The 19,838-nt window shown below is 70.0% G+C and carries 17 protein-coding genes; 7 read left to right on the top strand and 10 right to left on the bottom strand.

Annotation, left to right across the window (positions count from 1 at the left end; translation table 11 throughout):
- The first annotated feature begins 18 nt into the window (after positions 1 to 18).
- Complete coding sequence (locus tag AWC02_RS02495; RefSeq protein ID WP_085126907.1) at positions 19 to 423, top strand: rhodanese-like domain-containing protein; 405 nt, start codon at positions 19 to 21, stop codon at positions 421 to 423.
- Positions 420 to 1,649 (top strand): O-succinylhomoserine sulfhydrylase, encoded by a 1,230-nt coding sequence (locus AWC02_RS02490; RefSeq protein WP_085126905.1) that lies wholly within the window; start codon positions 420 to 422, stop codon positions 1,647 to 1,649. The genes AWC02_RS02495 and AWC02_RS02490 overlap by 4 nt, the downstream gene beginning before the upstream one ends.
- A gap of 6 nt (positions 1,650 to 1,655) precedes the next feature.
- On the opposite strand, the gene AWC02_RS02485 is transcribed toward AWC02_RS02490, so the two are convergent.
- The 3 genes from AWC02_RS02485 to AWC02_RS22805 all read right to left on the bottom strand — a co-directional run bounded on the left by AWC02_RS02485 (position 1,656) and on the right by AWC02_RS22805 (position 6,785).
- Positions 1,656 to 2,510, bottom strand: coding sequence for an SDR family oxidoreductase (locus AWC02_RS02485; protein WP_085126903.1), 855 nt, complete (start codon positions 2,508 to 2,510; stop codon positions 1,656 to 1,658).
- Positions 2,511 to 2,577: 67 nt separating this feature from the next.
- Positions 2,578 to 3,762 carry an acyl-CoA dehydrogenase family protein gene (locus tag AWC02_RS02480; RefSeq protein ID WP_085126901.1) on the bottom strand — a complete coding sequence of 395 codons (1,185 nt, stop codon included), beginning with the start codon at positions 3,760 to 3,762 and terminating at the stop codon, positions 2,578 to 2,580.
- Positions 3,763 to 3,800: 38 nt separating this feature from the next.
- Entirely contained in the window at positions 3,801 to 6,785 is a 2,985-nt protein-coding gene (locus AWC02_RS22805; RefSeq protein ID WP_165757829.1) for a PGRS repeat-containing protein, read from the bottom strand.
- A gap of 540 nt (positions 6,786 to 7,325) precedes the next feature.
- On the opposite strand from AWC02_RS22805, the gene AWC02_RS02470 reads away from it, so the two are divergent.
- Both AWC02_RS02470 and AWC02_RS02465 read left to right on the top strand, forming a co-directional pair.
- Entirely contained in the window at positions 7,326 to 7,793 is a 468-nt protein-coding gene (locus tag AWC02_RS02470; protein ID WP_237160292.1) for a hypothetical protein, read from the top strand.
- 44 nt (positions 7,794 to 7,837) lie between these two features.
- Positions 7,838 to 8,953: an alkaline phosphatase family protein gene (locus AWC02_RS02465; RefSeq protein ID WP_085126899.1), complete on the top strand. Its 1,116-nt coding sequence runs from the start codon at positions 7,838 to 7,840 to the stop codon at positions 8,951 to 8,953.
- A 66-nt stretch (positions 8,954 to 9,019) separates the two neighbouring features.
- On the opposite strand, the gene AWC02_RS02460 is transcribed toward AWC02_RS02465, so the two are convergent.
- Complete coding sequence (locus tag AWC02_RS02460) at positions 9,020 to 10,516, bottom strand: potassium/proton antiporter (RefSeq protein WP_085126897.1); 1,497 nt, start codon at positions 10,514 to 10,516, stop codon at positions 9,020 to 9,022.
- 157 nt (positions 10,517 to 10,673) lie between these two features.
- Between AWC02_RS02460 and AWC02_RS02455 the strand changes: the two genes are divergently transcribed.
- Together AWC02_RS02455 and AWC02_RS02450 are read left to right on the top strand one after the other, a co-directional pair.
- On the top strand, positions 10,674 to 11,354 hold the full coding sequence (locus AWC02_RS02455; protein ID WP_085126895.1) for a potassium channel family protein: 681 nt from the start codon (positions 10,674 to 10,676) through the stop codon (positions 11,352 to 11,354).
- 4 nt (positions 11,355 to 11,358) lie between these two features.
- Positions 11,359 to 12,294 (top strand): SAM-dependent methyltransferase, encoded by a 936-nt coding sequence (locus AWC02_RS02450; protein WP_237160291.1) that lies wholly within the window; start codon positions 11,359 to 11,361, stop codon positions 12,292 to 12,294.
- A 10-nt stretch (positions 12,295 to 12,304) separates the two neighbouring features.
- On the opposite strand, the gene AWC02_RS02445 is transcribed toward AWC02_RS02450, so the two are convergent.
- Positions 12,305 to 12,700 carry a heme-binding protein gene (locus AWC02_RS02445; RefSeq protein WP_085126894.1) on the bottom strand — a complete coding sequence of 132 codons (396 nt, stop codon included), beginning with the start codon at positions 12,698 to 12,700 and terminating at the stop codon, positions 12,305 to 12,307.
- Between the two features lie 217 nt (positions 12,701 to 12,917).
- Positions 12,918 to 13,673: an MBL fold metallo-hydrolase gene (locus AWC02_RS02440; RefSeq protein WP_085126892.1), complete on the bottom strand. Its 756-nt coding sequence runs from the start codon at positions 13,671 to 13,673 to the stop codon at positions 12,918 to 12,920.
- A gap of 43 nt (positions 13,674 to 13,716) precedes the next feature.
- On the opposite strand from AWC02_RS02440, the gene fgd reads away from it, so the two are divergent.
- The gene (gene fgd / locus AWC02_RS02435) at positions 13,717 to 14,727 is read left to right on the top strand and encodes a glucose-6-phosphate dehydrogenase (coenzyme-F420) (RefSeq protein WP_046319696.1); all 1,011 of its coding nucleotides are present in this window, start codon (positions 13,717 to 13,719) and stop codon (positions 14,725 to 14,727) included.
- A gap of 10 nt (positions 14,728 to 14,737) precedes the next feature.
- Here the strand turns inward: fgd and AWC02_RS02430 are convergent, their stop codons facing one another.
- The 4 genes from AWC02_RS02430 to glnX are packed head-to-tail and all read right to left on the bottom strand — an operon-like array spanning position 14,738 to position 19,764.
- Positions 14,738 to 15,181, bottom strand: coding sequence for a cupin domain-containing protein (locus AWC02_RS02430; protein WP_085126890.1), 444 nt, complete (start codon positions 15,179 to 15,181; stop codon positions 14,738 to 14,740).
- A 31-nt stretch (positions 15,182 to 15,212) separates the two neighbouring features.
- On the bottom strand, positions 15,213 to 17,462 hold the full coding sequence (locus AWC02_RS02425) for a serine/threonine-protein kinase PknG (protein ID WP_085126979.1): 2,250 nt from the start codon (positions 17,460 to 17,462) through the stop codon (positions 15,213 to 15,215).
- The gene (locus AWC02_RS02420; RefSeq protein ID WP_109560830.1) at positions 17,462 to 18,448 is read right to left on the bottom strand and encodes a glutamate ABC transporter substrate-binding protein; all 987 of its coding nucleotides are present in this window, start codon (positions 18,446 to 18,448) and stop codon (positions 17,462 to 17,464) included. The genes AWC02_RS02425 and AWC02_RS02420 overlap by 1 nt, the downstream gene beginning before the upstream one ends.
- The gene (gene glnX / locus AWC02_RS02415) at positions 18,445 to 19,764 is read right to left on the bottom strand and encodes a protein kinase G-activating protein GlnX (protein ID WP_085126886.1); all 1,320 of its coding nucleotides are present in this window, start codon (positions 19,762 to 19,764) and stop codon (positions 18,445 to 18,447) included. The genes AWC02_RS02420 and glnX overlap by 4 nt, the downstream gene beginning before the upstream one ends.
- Between the last annotated feature and the right edge of the window lie 74 nt (positions 19,765 to 19,838).

Here is a 19,838-nt window from a genome sequence, read left to right as displayed (position 1 = left end):
GATGCGACACTTCCGCAGGTGAGCTACGCAGGAGATATCACGCCCGAGCAGGCCTGGGAGATACTGCGCGACGACCCGGCGGCGACGCTCATCGACGTGCGGACCGACGCCGAATGGCGCTTCGTGGGCCTGCCCGACCTGTCCACGCTGGGCCGCGAGGTGCTCTGTATCGAGTGGGTCCACTCCGACGGCACGCCCAACCGCGACTTCTCCCGCCAACTGGCGGCCCGGGTCGCCGGCGGGCCCGCGATCTTCCTGTGTCGCTCCGGCAACCGCTCCATCGGGGCCGCTGAGACGGGTACGGCACTGGGGCTGACCCCGTCCTACAACGTGCTCGACGGTTTCGAAGGCCATCTCGACGAGCGGGCTCACCGGGGCGGAACCGGCTGGCGGGCGGTCGGGCTGCCCTGGACGCAGTCATGAGCGAGCCCGGCCCCGCCCGCTCGGTCCGGCGGCCCAAACCGCTTCCCGAGGGTGTCAGTGCGGCCACCATCGGCGTGCGCGGCGGCCTGCTGCGCACGCAGTTCGAGGAGACCGCCGAGGGACTGTTCCTCACCTCGGGGTATGTCTATGAGTCCGCGGCCGCTGCCGAGCAGGCGTTCACCGGCGAAGTGGACCGCTTCGTCTACTCCCGCTACGGCAACCCCACGGTGTCGATGTTCGAGGAGCGGCTGCGGCTGATCGAAGGGGCTCCGGCGGCCTTCGCCACCGCCAGCGGCATGGCGGCGGTGTTCGTGGCGCTGGGCGCGCTGCTGAAGGCCGGCGATCGGCTGGTGGCCGCGCGCAGCCTGTTCGGGTCCTGCTTTGTGGTCTGCAACGAGATTCTGCCCCGCTGGGGGGTCGAGACGGTGTTCGTCGACGGCGAGGACCTGGCGCAGTGGGAGCAGGCGTTGTCGGTGCCCACCGATGCGGTGTTCTTCGAGACGCCGTCCAACCCGATGCAGTCGCTGGTGGACATCGCCGCGGTCACCGAGCTGGCGCATGCCGCCGGCGCGAAAGTGGTGCTGGACAACGTGTTCGCCACGCCGCTACTGCAGCAGGGGATCCCGCTGGGAGTGGACGTCGTGGTGTATTCGGGCACCAAACACCTCGACGGGCAGGGCCGGGTCCTGGGTGGGGCGATCCTGGGAGACCAGGACTACATCGACGGCCCCGTGCAGACCCTGATGCGTCACACCGGACCGGCGCTGAGCGCCTTCAACGCCTGGGTCCTGTTGAAAGGCCTTGAAACGCTGGCTGTTCGGGTCGACTATGCGAACTCCGCGGCGTTGAAGATCGCGCAGTTCCTGGAGCAGCATCCGGCCGTGCGCTGGGTGCGCTACCCGTTTTTGGCATCGCACCCGCAGTACGATCTGGCGCGCAAACAGATGTCGGGCGGCGGCACCGTCATCACTTTCGAGCTCGACAGCCCCGAGCGTGCCGCCAAGGCGCGGGCCTTCGAGTTGCTGGACAAGCTGAAGCTGATCGACATCTCCAACAACCTGGGCGACGTGAAGTCCTTGATCACCCACCCGGCAACCACCACCCACCGGGCCATGGGCCCGCAGGGGCGTGCCGCGATCGGACTCGGCGACGGGGTGGTGCGGATCTCGGTGGGCCTGGAAGGCACCGACGACCTGATCGCCGACCTCGATCAGGCGCTGGGATAGGGCTGCTCAGTCGCCTTCGACGACGCCGGTGGCGTGCTGCGCGCGATCCTCGTAGGCCTTGCGGGCCGCGGTGTCGAACTGCAGGAACACGGTGTCGTTGTGCGTCTTCTTGTTCAGCCAGCGACGGCCCCGGTCCGGCAGCAGACTGGCCAGGATCGAGACGCGACGCCCGAAGCCGGGCACCGAGAGCAGGGTCCGGGGCTTGTCGAGCACCTTGACGACCCCGGCGGCGATGTCCTCGGGCTCTACCGGCTTCTGGGCGCCGGAGGGCGCGGTACCCGAAATCAATTCGGTGTTGGTGAAGGTCGGCAGCACGGCGGAGACCTGGACGCCCTGCGGGGCGAACTCATCCGACATCGCGGTGCTGAGTCCCACCACCGCGAACTTGGTTCCGGCGTAGAGCACCTGGCCGGGCACCGCGATGATGCCGGCCAGCGAGGCGATGTTGATGATGTGGCCGCTGCGCCGCTTGACCATTTCCGGCAGTACCAGCTGGCAACCATTGAGCACGCCGTAGAAGTTGACTTCGGTCGCCGAGCGGATGGACTCCGGGGACTGCTCCAGGAACGGGCCCACCGGCATGACGCCGGCATTGTTGATCAGCACGTCGATGTGGCCGTCGCCGTCGGCGCGGGCCTTGTCCAGGAAGGTCGAGAAGGATTCGCGGTCGGTCACGTCGAGCGGGTGACCGCTGACCTGGCCGCTGGCACTGAGTCGCTTGACGGCGTGCTCGAGGACCGCGACGTCGCGGTCGCCGATGACGACGCGAGCGCCCCTGGCGAGCAGGGCCGTGGCAGTGGCCAGCCCGATACCCCGGGCGGCACCGGTGATAGCAATGGTCTTACCGCGAATGTTGTCCACGGCGACAAACTTAACACGTGTCAAGTTCGGTTGTCGACGGTAGGGGATGGTATGGGGGACCGCCGGGTCAGCGGAAAGCGGAAAGGCCGGTGAACGCCTGGCCCAGGACCAGCTGATGCATCTCCGGAGTGCCCTCATAGGTCAGCACCGACTCCAGGTTGACCATGTGCCGAATCACCGGATATTCCAGCGATATCCCGTTGCCGCCCAGAATGGTCCGCGCGGTCCGGCAGATCTCCAGCGCGGTCCGCGTGTTGTTGAGCTTGCCGAAGCTGACCTGCTCGGGCCGTAGCCCGGCGCTGTCCTTGAGCCGGCCCAGGTGCAGGGACAGCAGTTGCCCCTTATGCAGCTCAAGGGCCATGTCGACGAGTTTGGCCTGGGTGAGCTGGAAGCCGGCGATCGGCTTGCCGAACTGGGTGCGCTGGGTGGCGTAGTCGCGGGCCGCCTGCCAGGCCGAGCGCGCCGCGCCCATCGCCCCCCAGATGATCCCGTAACGCGCCTCCGACAGGCTGGCCAGCGCGCCCTTGACGCCACGCGCCCCGGGCAGCAACGCCTCCGCCGGCAGGCGCACGTCGTCGAGCACCAGCTCGCTGGTGATCGACGCGCGCAGCGACAGCTTGTGGTGGATGGTGTTGGCGGTGAAGCCGGGGGAGTCGGTGGGCACGATGAAGCCGCGGATGCCCTCGTCGGTGGCCGCCCACACCACCGCCACATCGGCGATCGAGCCGTTGGTGATCCACATCTTGCGGCCGTTGAGGATCCAGTCGGACCCGTCGCGTCTGGCCCGGGTGGTCATGGCCGCCGGATCGGAGCCGACGTCGGGCTCGGTCAGCCCGAAGCAGCCGATCAGCTCACCGGCCGCCATGCCCGGCAACCACTGTTGCTTCTGTTCTTCGGAGCCGTTGTTGTAGATCGAGTACATCGCCAGGGAGCCCTGCACGCTCACCAGCGAGCGCAGGCCGGAGTCGGCGGCCTCCAGCTCCACGCAGGCCAGGCCGTAGTGCACCGCCGATGACCCGCCGCAGCCGTAACCGTGCAGGTGCATGCCCAGCAGCCCGAGCTTGCCGAACTCCCGGGCCAGTTCGCGGGCCGGCAGGTCGCCGATCTCGAACCAGTCGCCCACGTGCGGCAAAACGTGCTCGGCGCAGAACTTGGCGACGGTGTCGCGCAGCGCGATCTCGTCGTCGGAGAGCAGGGTGTCCAGGCTCAGCGGATCGATCGGATCGAAAGGCGCGACGCTGCCGGTTGCCATCCGTTCATCCTGCCACCTGTCCGGCGGCGTGGATCAGGTCAGCTTTGACCGTCGGAGCCTGCGCTGGGTGTCCCGGGCGCGCCCGGGGTTCCGTCGGCCCCGCCGGCACTGCCGGTGCCGCCGGCCGCGCCGGTCACACCCTCGGGCTCGCCGTCGGCGCCGTTGCCGCCGGCCCCGCCGCTGCCGTCGCCGTTCGGGCCGATCTGGCCGCCGGCGCCCCCGGCGCCGCCCGCGCCGCCGGCCCCGCCGGGGCCGGTCTCGGTGGCGTCCGCGCCGTTACCGCCGTTGCCGCCGGCACCCCCGTCGCCGCCGTTGGCCGCCGCAGTGCCGGCGCCGCCGTCGCCGCCCCTGCCGCCGGCGCCGCCGGCCCCTCCGGGTTGGGTGGCGGAGTCGGTCGAGTCGTCGCCCGGCGTGGTGTGGTTCCGGCCGTTGAGGCCGGCGTCGCCGCCGGTCCCGCCGGCGCCGCCGGTGCCGCCGTCCAGACCAGTGCCGCCGTTGCCGCCGGCGCCGCCCTGCGCGGTGGTGCTCACGCCGCCGGTGCCGCCGTTGCCGCCGGTGCTGCTGCTACCGATTCCGGCACCCCCGTTGCCGCCGGTGCCGCCGGCGATGCTGCCGCCGATGGCAGGCAGGAGGCCGCCCTTGGCTCCGGCGCCGCCGGTGCCTCCGGTCCCGCCGTCGATTCCGGCGCCGCCGGTGCCGCCCTGGCCGCCGGCGGACGCGACACCCGCGCCGCCGGCACCACCGTTGCCGCCGGTGCCGGCGTCTCCCGCACCGCCACCGCCGCCACCGCCGCCACCACCCGTGCCGAGCGGCGGTGGGGTGCCGCCGTTGGCGATATTGCCGAGTCCGTCGAAGAAGCCACCGATGCCGGCGGCGCCGGTGCCACCGGTACCGCCCTGGCCGGCAATTCCGCCGTTGCTGCTGCCTCCAGCTCCGCCTGCTCCGCCGTCGCCGCCGCTACCGTTGAAGGCAGAACCCGCGCCGCCGGCGCCTCCCGCGCCGCCGTACCCGGCGGACGCACCGCCGGTGCCGTTTCCGCCTGTCCCGCCGTTTCCGCCGTTGCCTCCGTCGCCGGAGAACAGGCCGGCCGATGCGCCGTTTCCGCCGTTTCCGCCGTTGCCGGCGAGGGCGTCGGTGCCGCTGGCGTCGCCACCGCTGCCTCCGGCGCCACCACTTCCCGGCATGCCTGAATTGCCCAGCAGGCTGCCGCCGCTGCCGTCGCCGCCATTTCCGCCGGCACCGGCGTGCCCGCCGGCGCCGCTGGCGGTGCCGCCGGTTCCACCGGCACCGCCGTCCGCGCCGTTGCCCCCGAAAGCCGAGGTCAGTGCGGTCAGCGGATTTCCAGCCAGACCGGGCAGTCCGGTGAGCTCGTCGAGCCGGGCTTGGATTTCCTCCGGCGATCTGCCGGAGAGGACCGAGAGTTGGGTGAGGGCTGCACCCAACTGGTCGGGCGAGCCGAAGACGCTGCCGAGCGAACCGGCACTGCCGCCGGCACCGCCATCGCCCGCGGTGCCGCCGGTACCGGTGCTGGCGCCGCCCGTTCCGCCGGCGCCGCCGGCGCCGGCGTTACCACCGCTGATCAATCCGCCCAGTCCGCCGCCACCCCCGTCGCCGCCTGCGCCGGCGACGCTGTCGGCGCCGGTGACCGCGCCGCCGGACCCGCCGGTGCCGCCGGTCCCGCCCTGTCCGCCGAACAGGTATCCGCCGATGCCTCCGAAGCCCCCGTCGCCGCCCGCGCCTGCCGTGCTGCCGTCACCATCGGCGGCTCCGCCGGCACCACCGCTACCGCCCGCCCCGCCGTTGCCGCCGAAGATCGCGAGGGTAGTGCCGCCCTGCCCGCCGATGCCGCCGGCTCCCGCGGTGGCCTCATCGCCGTCGACGGCGCCCCCGGCCCCACCCTGACCTCCGGTGGCCCCGGTGCCCCCGAACAGTGCGAAGGTGCCCCCGCCTGTGCCACCGTTGCCGCCCGCGCCGGCCACCTCGGCGGCGTCGCCGCCGGTGCCACCAGCACCGCCCGCGCCGCCGACCACCCCGCCGTATCGCGCCCAGGACAGACCGCCGTCGCCGCCGGTGCCCCCGGCGCCGCCGGTCAGGCCGTTACCACCGGCGCCGCCGGTGCCCCCGGCGCCGCCGATCTTGAACAGCCGGGCCCCGATCGCCGGCCTCGAGCCGTCGGCGACCGGGCCGTTCGGGCCGGCGGTGCCCCCCTCGCCGCCGCGGCCGCCGGCCCCGCCTGCGCCGTCCAGCGCGTCGCCGCCGGTGCCGCCGTTGCCACCGACGCCGCCGAAGGAGAACCACTTCCCGACCGCGTCGCCGCCGTCCCCGCCGTCGCCGCCGTTGGCCCCGGCCAGTCCCGCGCCGCCGTCGCCACCGGCACCGCCGAAGCCGATCAGCGTTCCGCTGGTGCCGCCGTCGCCGCCGTCGGCGCCGTCGCCACCGAACCCGCCGGCCCCGCCGTTGCCGAACCAGCCGGCCGCGCCGCCGTTGCCGCCGGCCATCCCGACGATGTCGGAGTCATATCCCGCGCCGCCGTCGCCGAACAACCAGCCGCCGGTGCCGCCGTCGGGGTCGATCTCGGTGCCGTCGATGCCGTTGCAGATCAGTCCGCACACCGTGTCGGAGGCGAACAGCGGGTTGATCAGATCGCCGAGCTGTTGCCCGAACGAGCTGGACATCCAGTCCTGCATGCCGGTGTGCAACTGCAGATAGATGCTCTGGGCGAAGTCGTCGAGGCTGAAGGCGGCGAAGCTGTAGTCGGCCGCGCCCAGACCGTCGAACCACGTCGTGAGGTCCCCAAAGCCCAGGGCGCCCGGGTCGAACACCGCGCTGCCGACATCGCCGAAGCTGCTGGAGTCCGACCAGTTGGCCGGGTCGAACCAGGAACTCGGGTCGAGGAGATCTTCCAAGTCGGCGTTGGCGGTGGGTACCCACCCCAGCGGGCTCAGCCCCAGGGCCAGCACGGCCGCCGGCACCCCCATGGCGAGTCCCCGGCGGCGGTGGGCCATCTTGCGTCGACGCGACATAATTGCCTCTCAATGGGGTGGTCGCGGCGGCAACACCGAACCGGATCAGTGGTGACCCCGGAATTTACCGTAACTTAAGTAATTTCGCAGTGCGCTGACTGGGCGACGTTGGTCAATCCAAAGGGTGACGGAGTTCCCAAGCGGCCTCGGCGGGCAAAGCCGCCATTCCTTTTATCGATCACCGTGATTTTTTGTGCCGCCAATTGTCGCTCTGCGACAACCGGATCGCGGCCGCGGCGGCGGCTGTCGGAAGAGGCGAACGGTGTGCCGCGAGCGCATCGGCGCCTGGTTGTGATGGGCGTCTCAATTGCGCGCTGCACCAAGGGAAATGGGCGATTCTGCGCGCGCGATGACCAGCCGGATGACGGAAAGTGAACGGAATTTGAACATTGTCGTCGGAGGGGCTTCAGGGGTCGCCCGGCCGGGCGGGAAACGGCTACGTTCTTCCACGCCCGGCGCAGCATCGCCGGCGCGCAGAAGTCAGGAAGGACGTCGCGGATGAGCAGTCCCCGCCGGGGTGGATCGGGCCGAGGGAGGCCGGTGCGTGCCCGCATGTCGGCGACCGTGGTGTCCGCGGGACTGTGGCTCCTGGTCGCACCGACGGCCCAGGCCGACGTCGACGACATGCTGGACACCCTGTTCGGCGTGGCCGGCGCAGACCCTGCCCTCGTGGCCGACCTGCCCGCCGCACCGCTGGACTTCCGTACTTCCGGGGCCGACCCGCTGGCCCAGCTCGAAGAGGTGCTACGCGGCGCGCCCGCCGACGCCGACTCGGACACGCCCGCCGATGCCACGCGGCCGGGGGACTCGTCGGCGACCGACGATTCCGGCGATCCGCCGAGCCTGCCGAAATTCAACATGCCCGGCGGCGGCAGCGGCGGCAATGGCGGCTCCGGCGGTGGTGGGGGTGGACCCAGTAACCCGGCGCCCACCCACAGCAAGACCAAGACGAACGCCAGCGCCGCCAAGCACGGCGCCCCCCTGCCCAAAGAAACCGGCGCCGAGTAGGAGGTCGGCTGCGGCACGCAGCCGCTCGATGGCAGTCTGAACCGGTGCCAGGTTCGATCTGCGACATCCTGCCGTCCGCGGCAGCTCTGCTGGGCGTTCCCGGCGTGACCGACACGCTCGGTCTGAGCGAGCGTGTCGGCGGCGTGCAACGGGTGGCGGTGGTGCTCGTCGATGGGCTGGGTTATCACCTGTTGCCGCAGCTGGCCAAGGATGCGCCGTTGCTGTCCGCGGTGCTGGCCGGCTCCACCGGTCACCTGATCGAACTGCGCAGTACCTTTCCCTCCACCACGCCGACCAGCCTGGTCTCCCTGGGTACCGGCGTATCGCCGGGTGAGCACGGCGTGCTGGGTTTCACCGTCAACATTCCCGGAACCGAGCGGGTGCTGACGCACATCTACTGGGGAGACGAGCCGTCGCCGGCGCTCTGGCAGCCGGTGCCCACCTGGTTCGAAAGACTGCACGCCGCCGGCGTGAGCGCCCGCGCCGTGCTGCCGGAGATGTTCATCGGCAGCGGTTTGACCGAGTCCGCTTATCGGGGCGCAGAGTTTCGTCCGGTGGCCAAAGGCCAGCCCTACGTGCAGCGGTTTGTCGAGGCGCTCGATTCCCCGGGACTGGTCTACGGCTACACCGCCGCGCTCGACCACGCCGCACACGTGTCGGGGATCGGCTCATCGCACTGGCATGCCGCAGCCGCCAAGGTCGATGCGCTGCTGATCCATCTACTCGAGGAGCTGCCCGGCGATACCGTGCTGATGGTCACCGCCGACCACGGCGGCATCAACGTGCCCGATGCGGCGCGCCTCGACCTCGATGCCGACCCGGCGCTGCGTGCCGGAATCCGGGTGGTCGCCGGTGAGCCGCGGGTGCGTTACCTGCACACCGAACCCGGTGCCACGGCCGACGTGCTGGCGGCCTGGACCGAGCGTCTGGCGGGCCGGGCGTCGGTGCAGACCCGCGAGCAGGCGGTGGCCTCTGGGGTTTTCGGGCCGGTCCGCGACGAGCACTTAGCGCGCATCGGCGACATCGTGGTGACCTGCACCGGCGACAACGCGATTCTGGCGACCGCGCACGAGCCGCCGCAGGCGGCGCAACTGGTCGGCTTCCACGGCGGGTTGGCACCGGCGGAGACGGCGATACCCCTGATCGTCTTCTCCCGTTGACTCTGCGTCCACCAGGCAGTCCACTCGCACTTCTACCCGGTACACGCAGAGTCATCGGGGTTGCGGCTACTCCGAGTCGCCGTACTCGTCGAACCAGTGGGCCAGCTTGCCGCGTCGGCTGACCGCCCGCAGCCGGCGTTCTGCCGACAGCCGGGTTTTGCTGGTGGTGACGATCAGCAGTTCATCTCCGACGGTGATGCGGGTGTCCGGTTGGGGCACGAAGGTGTCGCCCTGGCGGATGATCAAGGTGATGACGCTCGGATCGGGCAGCCGCAGTTCGAGCACCGAGACGTTGTGCAACTTCGAGCCGGGCTGCACCGTCATCGTCAACAGCTCCGCCTCCAGGACGTCCAGCGGCGCGGCCTCCACCTGGATCTCCCGGGTGGTGTCGCGCGAGATCAGGTGCAGCCAGTGCGCGACCAGGCCCAGGCTGGGGCCCTGGACCACCGTGTAGACGACGACCAGGATGAAGACGATGTTGAGCAGGCGGTAGCTGTCGGGTACGCCCTCCACGATGGGGAAGGTGGCGAGCACGATCGGAACCGCGCCGCGCAGGCCGGCCCAGGACAGGAAGATCTGTTCACGCCACGGCACCCGGAACCAGATCAGCGAAGCCACCACCGACAACGGCCGGCTCAACAGCAGCAGCACCGCCCCGACGATCAGCGCCGGCACCAGCTCCCCGGACAACTGGCTGGGGCTGACCAGCAGCCCGAGCAATACGAACAGCCCGATCTGCGCCAGCCAGCCCAGGCCCTCGGCGAACGAGCGGATGGCCGCCCGGTGCGGCAGGCCGGAGTTCGCCAGAACCACACCGGACAGGTATGCCGCGATGAACCCGCTGGCATGCGCCGAGGAGGCCGCGGCGAATGCCACCATCGCCAGCCCGAACGTCGCCAAGGGGTACAGACCGGACGCCGGCAGGGCGGCGCGGCGCAGCATCATCGCACCGAGCAGCCCCGCGATCAGGCCGATCGCCGAGCCGGCCACCAGCTCATAGAACACGCTGCCGACGGCGTGAACCGGGTCGATCACCAGTGGGGTGGTGCTCAGCATCAGCACCACGATCGCCGCCGGCGCGTCGTTGAAACCGGACTCTGCTTCCAACAGCCCGGCCACCCGCCGTGGCAGCGGCAGCACGCGCAGGATGGAGAACACGGCGGCGGCATCGGTGGGCGACACGATCGCGCCGAGCAGGAAGGACAGCTGCCAACTGAGACCCAGGATCAGGTGCGCGGCCACCGCGATCACCGCCATGCTGACCGCGACACCGACGGTGGCCAGCACGGCCGCCGGCGCCAACAACCGGCGGATGTTGGCGAAGCGGGTCGTCAGACCGCCTTCGACCAGGATCACCGCCAGGGCGGTGGTGCCCAGATCGCTGGCCAGTTGCACATCGGAGAAGTCCAGGCCCAGCCCGTCGTTTCCGATCGCCACCCCGACCAACAGGAACAGCAACAGGCTGGGCAATCCGACCCGGTCGGCAGCGCGGGTGGCGATGATGCTGGCCAGCAGTACCAAGCCCCCGATCAGCAGAGCTATGTAGAGCTGTTCCAGGCTCATCTGCTCCCCATTCGGGCTGTTGGTGGCGGTCGGACCCGCTGGTGTGATTCGCTCAGGGGCAGCGGGTACGTGTCAGGTGTCAGTAAATCAGTACTGCTGTCACAACCGTGTTACGCCCGTAATGGCCGGGGCCAGCCCGGGGACGAGGGGAGTCACCATGCGCATCGGGATCGCCGGCGCCGGCGCGGTCGGGCGATCGGTCGCCAGAGAGTTGATCGGTGACGGCCACCGGGTGCTGCTGATCGAGCGCAACCCCGACCACTACCGGCCCAGCACCGTCCCGGAGGCCGAGTGGCTGCTGGCCGACGCCTGCGAGCTGAGCTCGCTGCGGGAATGCGGCATCGAGATGTGCGATGTGGTGATCGCTGCCACCGGTGACGACAAGGCCAACCTGGCCACGGCGTTGCTGGCCAAGGCGGAGTTCGGCGTGGCGCGGGTGGTGGCCCGGGTCAACAATGCCCGCAATGAGTCACTGTTCACCGAGGAGTGGGGCATCGACGTCGCGGTCTCCACCCCGCGGGCGATGGTCGCCGCGGTGGAGGGCGCCATCGACGTCGGTCATCTGGTGCCGTTGATGGCTTTGCAGCGCGGTCAGGCCAGCCTGACGAAACTGACGCTGCCCGACGACAACCCGCTGATCGGCCGGCGGGTCTGCGATATCGAGCTGCCCGAGGGCGCGGCCCTGGTCGTGGTGCAGCGGGGCGACCGGGTGATCCTGCCGCGCGCGACCGATGAGTTGCAGGCCGGAGACGAGATGCTGTTCGCCGCGGCAACCGGGACCGACGACGAGGTGCGTGCGGTGGTGCACGGTGTGCCCGCCGGCAGAAGGTCGTATTGACGCCATGCCGCTGCGGCCGGCACCCATGCGCGCGACGCCCACCGGGCGCGACGACGCCGGGAGCCTGGCCGGCGATGCCGGGGTCATGGCCACGGTGGTGGCGGCCGCACGGGCCGCGGCGGTGTCGCGCGGCCTGATCAACGACCCCTTCGCGGCGCCGCTGGTGCACAAGGTGGGCCTGCAGTTCTGCATTCGGATGGCCGACGGCGACCTGGACATCAGCGGGCTCGGCAAAGACGGCGGATTTCCCCGGCTTGCGGAGTTCTCCGCGGCGCGAACCCACTACTTCGACGCGTTCTTCACCGACGCGGCCCGCGGCGGCATCCGCCAGGCGGTGATCCTGGGGGCGGGCTTGGACACCCGTGCCTACCGGCTGTGGTGGCCGCCGGAGACCACCGTTTACGAGGTCGACCATCCGCATGTCGTGGACTTCAAGACCGCGACCATGCGCACCTGGGGCGCCACTCCCAGCGTCGACCGACGGGCCGTGGGGGTGGACCTGCGCGGTGACTGGCCGCAGGCGCTGCGCCGGGTGGGTTTCGACGGTGCCGCGCCCACGGTGTGGGTCCTGGAGGGACTGCTGGTCTGGCAGCTGGCCGCGGATGCGCAGAACCGCTTGCTCGACGGTGTGACCGAACTCAGTGCCGCGGGCAGCAGGCTCGCGGCGGATCACGCGGTGCCCCCGAGCCGGCCCCAGGCGGTGCACCAGCAGTCCCTCGTCGAGCGGTGGCGACGACGCGGCCTGAGCATCGCCGGACCGGGGCCCATCTACTCCGGAGAGCACCCCGACGTGGCGCGGCACCTCACCGAAAGTGGCTGGACTACCAGCGATTCCGGCATAGCGGAGGTGTTCGCGGCGGCGCGGTTGCCCCGGCTTTCCGAGCGTGAGCTCGATGGCGCACTCGCGGCCATCCGCTACCTTGCGGCCAGCCGGAACTGACCGGCTGGCATCATCCCGCCATGAATTCCGCGTAGGCCGAAGCCAATTCGGGCGGAAGTGCCGTGGTGTTGCATTGACGTTGGGTCTCCCCGATCGGCGCCAGAATCCCGCGAAGTTCGAAGTACTCCTGGGGGTGCGCCGTGAAGTAGTTGCGGATGTCGGCGGCGGCCTGCGGTCGAGGCAGTCCGACGGCGCGGTTCACCACGGCGCCGGCTCCGGGGTGGGTGGCCAAATACTGCTGGGCTGAACCGGTGACCGTGTTCACCGTGTTGGATACCCCAGCCGGACTGCAGTCCGGCGCTGCCCCAGCCGTTGGGGCGCCGACCACGGCGGCAACGGTAGCGCCGCAGAGTCCGGCTCCCAAAGAGAATCGGCGAATCCTGGTGAGGCCGTGTGCTTTCGGCATGAAGGCTTCCTTCCGGGTTGTAAGTGCGATTCCCGTCCGAAGCCCAACGTACGCGCGGCCCGCCGCGGCGCCGCCCCTCCCGACGCGCCCCGATCCCAGGTGACCGCGGGCGTTTGCGGCAGATGTCGGCGATTTCGTCCCAAGCACCCGCAGGTGCGGAGACCGACGCTAAGGCCCGTTCTTAATGTCCGTGGTCGGCGCTTATCCGATTGTGACCTTAAAGTTTGCCCGCCCGAGCGATCGCGGCCTCGGCGGCCTCCTGGATGGGCCCGTGCCAGACATCGCCGTGGCCGGGCGCCAGGATCTCGGTCTCCAGCAGCGCCAGCGCACTGAGGCTGCGAACACTGTCCTGCTGGCTGTAGCTGAACAGCGCGGGCAACAGCTGCGGTCCGGAGTGGGCCAGGACCGGGTGACCGGTGATCAGGGCGTCCCCACTGGCCAGGACACCGTCGACCAGATACGAGCAATGCCCTCGGGTGTGCCCGGGGGTGGGGATGGCGATCGGCTTTCCCGGCAACTCGGCGGCGACCTCACCGGTGAGTGGTTGCGCCGACGGAATCCCCTCCCGGCTCAGGCCGCCGCTGCGCACCACGTGCGCGGTCCACAGCGCCCAGCTCGGCCGCCACAGGCGCGCACCCAGCGCCAACGGCGAGACCTGCTCCAGGTACTCGCGTTTGGCGTGGCCGACCTCCTCGGCGTGACAGTAGACCGGGGTGCCGTACGTTTTCGCGAGCCAGATCGCCGCACCGAAATGATCGACGTGGGCGTGGGTGAGCAACACCGCACGCACATCGCCGGGCGCAAAGCCCAGCGCACCCAGCGACGCCAGCACATCGGTGCGATCGCCGGGGTAGCCGGCGTCGATCAGCATCACGCCGGTGTCATCGGCGACCAGCAGCCAGTTGACGGCTTCGCCGCGGGCCACATGCACGTGCTCGGTCACTGGAACTAGCTCGACGAGCTTCTCACCCATGCCCGTGAGTTTAGAAAAGGGGCGGGAGAGTAGAAAAGGTGGAATGGCGCAACTGAAACTCGGGTACAAGGCATCGGCGGAACAGTTCGGACCTCGCGAACTGGTGGAACTGGGCGTAGCCGCCGAAGCGCACGGCATGGACAGTGCCACCGTCAGCGACCATTTCCAGCCCTGGCGTCACGAGGGCGGGCACGCCCCCTTCTCGTTGGCGTGGATGACCGCGGTCGGCGAGCGCACGCACAAGATCCAGTTGGGCACCTCGGTGCTGACCCCGACGTTCCGGTACAACCCCGCCGTCGTCGCGCAGGCGTTCGCGACGATGAGCTGCCTGTATCCGCAGCGCATCTTTCTCGGTGTCGGAACCGGCGAGGCCTTGAACGAGATCGCCACCGGCTTCACCGGCGAGTGGCCCGAGTTCAAGGAGCGGTTCGGGCGGCTGCGCGAGTCGGTGCGGCTGATGCGCGAACTGTGGCGCGGCGACCGGGTGGATTTCGACGGCGACTACTACAAGCTCAAGGGCGCCTCGATCTACGACGTGCCCGAGGGCGGGGTCCCGGTCTACATCGCGGCCGGCGGGCCGGCGGTGGCCAAGTATGCCGGGCGCGCCGGTGACGGCTTCATCTGCACCTCGGGCAAGGGTGCGGAGCTCTACACCGACAAGTTGATGCCGGCGGTGCTGGAAGGCGCAGCGGCCGCCGAGCGCGACGCCGACGCGATCGACAAGATGATCGAGATCAAGATCTCCTATGACCCCGACCCCGAACTGGCGTTGAACAACACCCGGTTCTGGGCCCCGTTGTCGCTGAGCGCTGAACAGAAGCACTCCATCGACGACCCCATCGAGATGGAGAAGGCCGCCGACGCGCTGCCGATCGAGCAGATCGCCAAGCGCTGGATCGTGGCCTCAGACCCCGACGACGCCGTGGAACAGGTCGGCCAGTATGTGAAGTGGGGACTCAACCACCTGGTCTTTCACGCGCCCGGCCACGACCAACGGCGCTTCCTGGAACTGTTCGCCACCGATCTCGAGCCGCGGCTGCGCCGGCTGGCCTGAGGCCACGCACTCAGGCGTAGCCGCACCCGGGATCGGCCGCGTCCTCGAACAGCGGGGCGCCGATCGGCAACAGATAGACCGCCTGCATCACCACCGGGGTGGAGCCCAGGTTGCGGCCGATGTGTGCGTGCGCCGGCCCGCCGGGCTCGGTGATGGGGTCGCCGGGACCGTAGATGCCGTCGAGGCTGCAGTCGGCGCGGTTGTGGGTCAACGTGCCCTGCCGGACCACCCCGAACACGGTGCCGTCGTGCCAGTGCCAGCCGGTGCTGCCGCCGGGTTCGATGGTGATCTCGCGCAGCAGGTAGTCGCGGCCGTCGACCGTGGTGTGCGACAGGGTCACCCCGTTGGTCTGGTCGCTGGGCGTGGCGGTGGCGCTCGGCGGCAGCGCGGCCGAGGACACGGCGGCCGCGACGAGCGCCGATAACGCGGAAACTTCCCGAAGCCAGCTGCTCATGGCCAGCTATCGTGTCACACCGGCGGGCGAGCTAGAACGTGCTCATGGGCCGCACCGCGTTCGCGGTGTCGACCAGCCGATAGCGATGCTCCTGGGTGGGCGCCAGCCGGGCCAGAGCACGCAGCGCCATCTCCACCCCGAGTCGCAGCCCGTGCTCGGTGAACGGGAATCCGAGGATGTGGTTGGTGCTGGCCTCGTGTTCGGTCAGCCAGTCCATGGCCGCGCCCAGAACCAGCGCCCGGATCTGCAGGACGCGCGGCTCGGTGTCCGGCAGCGCCTCGACCCGGCGTGCGGCATCGCGGATCTGGGCCTCGGTGATCTCGCTGGACGACCGTCCCGACAGCAGCGTCACCGCACTGGTCAACCGCGCAGTGGTGAAATGCCTTGAGGTGGCCGGAACTTCGTCCAGGGTGCGAACCGCCGCGGTCCGGTCACCCTCCACGGACAGGGCGCGCGCCAAACCGAACGCGGCGGAGATGACGCTGTCGTCGGTGCGCCACACCGCCTCATAGAAGCCGCGCTCGTCTTCGGTCCCGGCCAGCTCGGCGGTGGCGGCCAGGGCCATCTTGGGTGCCAGCTCGCCGGGGAACATGTCGAGCACCTCAGTGAAATCCTTGCGGGCTGCCTCGTAGTCCCCGGTGAGCAGCTCGGCCACCCCGCGGAACCACACCAGCCGCCATTGCCACCCCACCTGCTCGGCCAGCTCGTCGAGCTTGCTGGTGGCTTTGGTGACGTTGCCCAGATCGAGCAGGGCGCGCACCTCCATCAACGGCAGTCCGACGGACTCCGACAGGTCGATACCCTCGGAATCCAGCGAACTGTTCCGCACGGCGCGCAGCGACTCCAGCGTCTGCACCGGCTCGCTGAGTTCCATCGACGACAACAGCGGGGCGGCGACGTCCCCCGGGTCGATCAGCGGCACCTGCAACGCGGTGACGATCTCGCGTGCGGTCAGGTTCTGGGAGTGCACATGCCCGTCGAGGTAGACGTCGGTGTGCGCCACCAGCAGATGCACGCCGAAAGTTGACCGGGAACGGGTGAACACGGTGGAAAGCCCCGGACGGGGTGTACCGGTGTCGCGGGCGACCACCTCGCGCAGCACGCCCATCAGCTGCGCGGACATCTCCTCTGCGGAGGTGAACCGCCGGCGCGGGTCGGGATCGATGGCGCGGCGCAGCAGCCGCCGATAGGAGTCGTACTTCTTCAAGACGGGGTCGTCGTCGGGCAGGCCGTCGACGTAGCGGCCGTCGCGGGTGCGCAGCTTGAGGGTGAGCGCGGCCAGGGTCCGTCCCACCGTGTAGATGTCGGTGGCCACGGTGGGCCCGGTGCGGACGATGTCGGGCGCCTGGAAGCCCGGGGTGCCGTAGAGGTAGCCGAACGAGTTGATGCGTGCCACCGCGCCGAGGTCGATCAGCTTCAGCTGCTCGGCCGTCAACACGATGTTCTCCGGCTTGAGGTCGTTGTAGGTCAACCCCAGCGAGTGCAGATATCCCAGCGCGGGAAGGATTTCCAGCATGTAAGCGATGGCCTGCGCGACCGGCAGCCGGGTATCGCGCCGCTGCTTGAGCGACTGCCCGCCGACGTATTCCATCACGATGTAGCCGACCGGATCGCCGTGGGAATCCGGGTGCTGGACGAAGTTGAAGATCTTGACGATCGAGGGATGGGTGACCTCGGCGAGGAACTGCCGCTCGGCCATCGCGATGGCCTGGGCTTCGGCGTCGCCGGAATGCACCAGGCCCTTGAGCACCACCGGGCGCTCGTTGACGTTGTGGTCGACCGCCAGATACACCCAGCCCAGACCGCCGTGGGCCACGCAGCCCTTGATCTCGTATTGTCCGGCCACCATGTCGCCCGGCTTCAGCTGCGGCAAAAAGGAGTACGGACTTCCGCAGTGCGGGCACCAGCCCTCCGCGGCGCCCTTGGCCGCACCGGTGGACCGGCCCACCGGCCGACCGCAGTTCCAGCAGAAGCGCTTGGACTCGGCGACCTCGGGATCGACCATGAGCGCAGCAAGCGGATCGATCTCGGGAACGCGGGGGATCTCCACCAGGCCACCGCCCAACCGGCGTCGCGGCGCGACGGTGCGCACCACCGTCTGTTGCGAATCGCCGGAGCCCGGGGAGTTCGAGCCCTCCCGGGGACGGAAGATCGCCTGGGTCGACATCGGCCGGCGCACCGACGACGATTCGGCCAGCACCTCCGCGCGCTGGGTGGCCGGGCCGTCGTCCTCGGGCTCGGCATCGCTGGGGTGTGCGTCGTCGTGGTCGCGGGCGGTCATCAGTCCGAATACCTCGGGGCAGGGGGCACCGGGGCCGGCCCGAGCACCGTCAACCACTTGCGGTACAGGGTGTTCCAGGTCCCGTCGCGGCGGATTCGCTCCAGCGTGCCGTTGACGAAACGCACCAGCCCGGTGTTGTCCAGGTTGATCCCGATGCCGTAGGGCTCCTCGTCCATGGACGGCCCGACGATATGCAGGTAGGGGTCTTGGGCCATCAGGCCGGCCAAGATGGAGTCGTCGGTGCTGACGGCGTCGACCTGGCGCTGTTGCAGCGCCACCAGACAGTCGGCCCAGTTCACCACCGAAACGATGATCGGCGCCGGTGCGATGTCGCGGATGCGGCGCAGTGAGGTGGTGCCCTGCGCCACGCAGACCCGCTTGCCCGACAGGTCCGAGGCCTGGCGGATCGCAGAGTCGCGCGGCACCAGCAGACGCTGGTTGGCGACCAGATACACCGTCGAGAAGTTCACCAGTTCCCGGCGGCGGCAGGTGATACTCATGGTCTTGACCACGATATCGACCTCGGATTTCTGCAGCGCCGCAATCCGTTCGGCCGACGCCAGGATCCGGTACTCGACTTGCGTCGGTGTGCCGAAGATGTCGCGGGCCACCTCGCCGGCGATGTCGACGTCGAAGCCGGTGATCTCCCCGGTGATCGGATCGCGGAAGCTGAACAGGTTGCTGCCGATGTCCAGGCCGACCACCAGCCGGCCACGCTGACGGATCTTGGCCACCGCCGCATCGGCTTCGGCTTTGGTGTGGAAGGGCCGCAGGCTGGCGGTGGCGTCGCAGTCCTCGGTGCGCGGCTCCGGCGGCCGTGGCGCCTCGGGCGCCAGTTCCTCCATGCCGGCCGGGGTGGGCGGCGGCAACGTGGGCATCGCCGTCGCGGTCACGAACTCGGTGCGCCCACAGGCGGTGAGGCCGGACAACAACAACGCCGTGCTCAGCGCGGCGAGCAGGAAGCGGGGCCGACGGCGGATCATCATCTGTACTCGTTCAGTCGAGGCCACAACCCGAGCGCGACCGCGATCGCGGCGCCCATGCTGAGCACCGCGCCCCCCACCGGGGCCACCGACAGTACCCGACGGGCGTTGAGGACATCGCCACGCAGCTGATTGCGGCTGTGCTGCAGTGCCTTGTCCAGCGCCGCGTCGAGCTGGTCGAACGCCGGTGTCGAGTCGTCGCCGCTGCCGCCCAGCGCCACCTGAGTGGCGGCCCGGTAGTTGCCCACGCCGATATAGGCGTTCATCCGGTCGTTGGCCTGGCGCCAGCGCGCCAGCAGCTGCCCGGCATTGGCCAAATCCGCCTTGTCCACGGCGTCGGCGCGCTCCAGGTAGGACTCCAGCTGCTGCTGCATGGTGTCGATGCGCTGGTAGAAGGTCTGCTTGCGGGTCTCCTCGTCACCGCGCCGGATCAGGGACAGCGTCTCGTCGGCGCGCGCCTGCTGCGCGGTGATCGCCAGGTTGGTGATCGCCTTGAGCGATTCGGCGCCGGTGTCTTTGGCATTGCGGCTGCCCGCGGTGGAGATCACCAGCACGGTGCCGACCCAGATGATCATGAGCAGTATCGCCAGGCCGCCGGCGACCAGGCCGGGGTTGATCCGGCGCCGGGTGTGCCGGGCCAGCCAGCGGTGGGCGAAAGCCCCGAACAGCACGGTGGTCGCCACCACCAGGATCACCGGGGCCGGCACCCGGGTGGACGCGGTGGTCTGCTGATCCACCGCCGCCGAAGTGGCCTGGTAGAGACGCTGGGCGTCGGGAAGGATGGTGTGCTGCATCAGCTCGGAGGCTTCCGACAGGTAGGAGGAACCGACCGGATCGCCGGAGCGGTTGTTGGTCCGCGCCGTCTCGATCAGGCCGGTGTACACGGCCAGCTGCGCGTTGATCCGGCCGAGCAGCAGCAGCAGCGGCTCGTCGTCGAGGCCCCCGGAGGCCCTGGTCACCGCCACCGCCGCGGCGGTGATGGCCTGTTCATAGCGTTCCCGCACCGCCCGCGGCTCGCCCTGGGCGATGAACGCGGTGGCCGCCGCGGCGTCGGCAACCGACAGGGTGGTGTAGAGCTGCCCGGCGGCGTACGCCAGCGGCTCGGTGTGGTTGAGCACCGTGGTCAGGGTGTTCTGCCGGTTGTTGATGGTGGTGGCGGTGGCGAAGGCGCTGATGCCGCCGAGGGCGGCGAGGATGAGTCCGATGGCCAGGATGCGTCCGGGTGTGGTGGTGAAGAACCACCAGCGGGGTCGGGCCGGTTCGTTGGGCGACCGCGACCCCGCCGGCTCGGTTGACGGGTGCGCCAACTCAACGGTCACGTCTGATCGGACTCCATCTCTGCGGCTGCTCGCGGCACCAACGATAGTAAAAGGATTCTAAGAGTGCAGGCGGT

The organism is Mycolicibacter engbaekii, from assembly GCF_002101585.1.
GTDB classification, from domain to species: Bacteria; Actinomycetota; Actinomycetes; order Mycobacteriales; family Mycobacteriaceae; genus Mycobacterium; species Mycobacterium engbaekii.
This window is presented reverse-complemented; position numbering and strand designations above follow the sequence as displayed.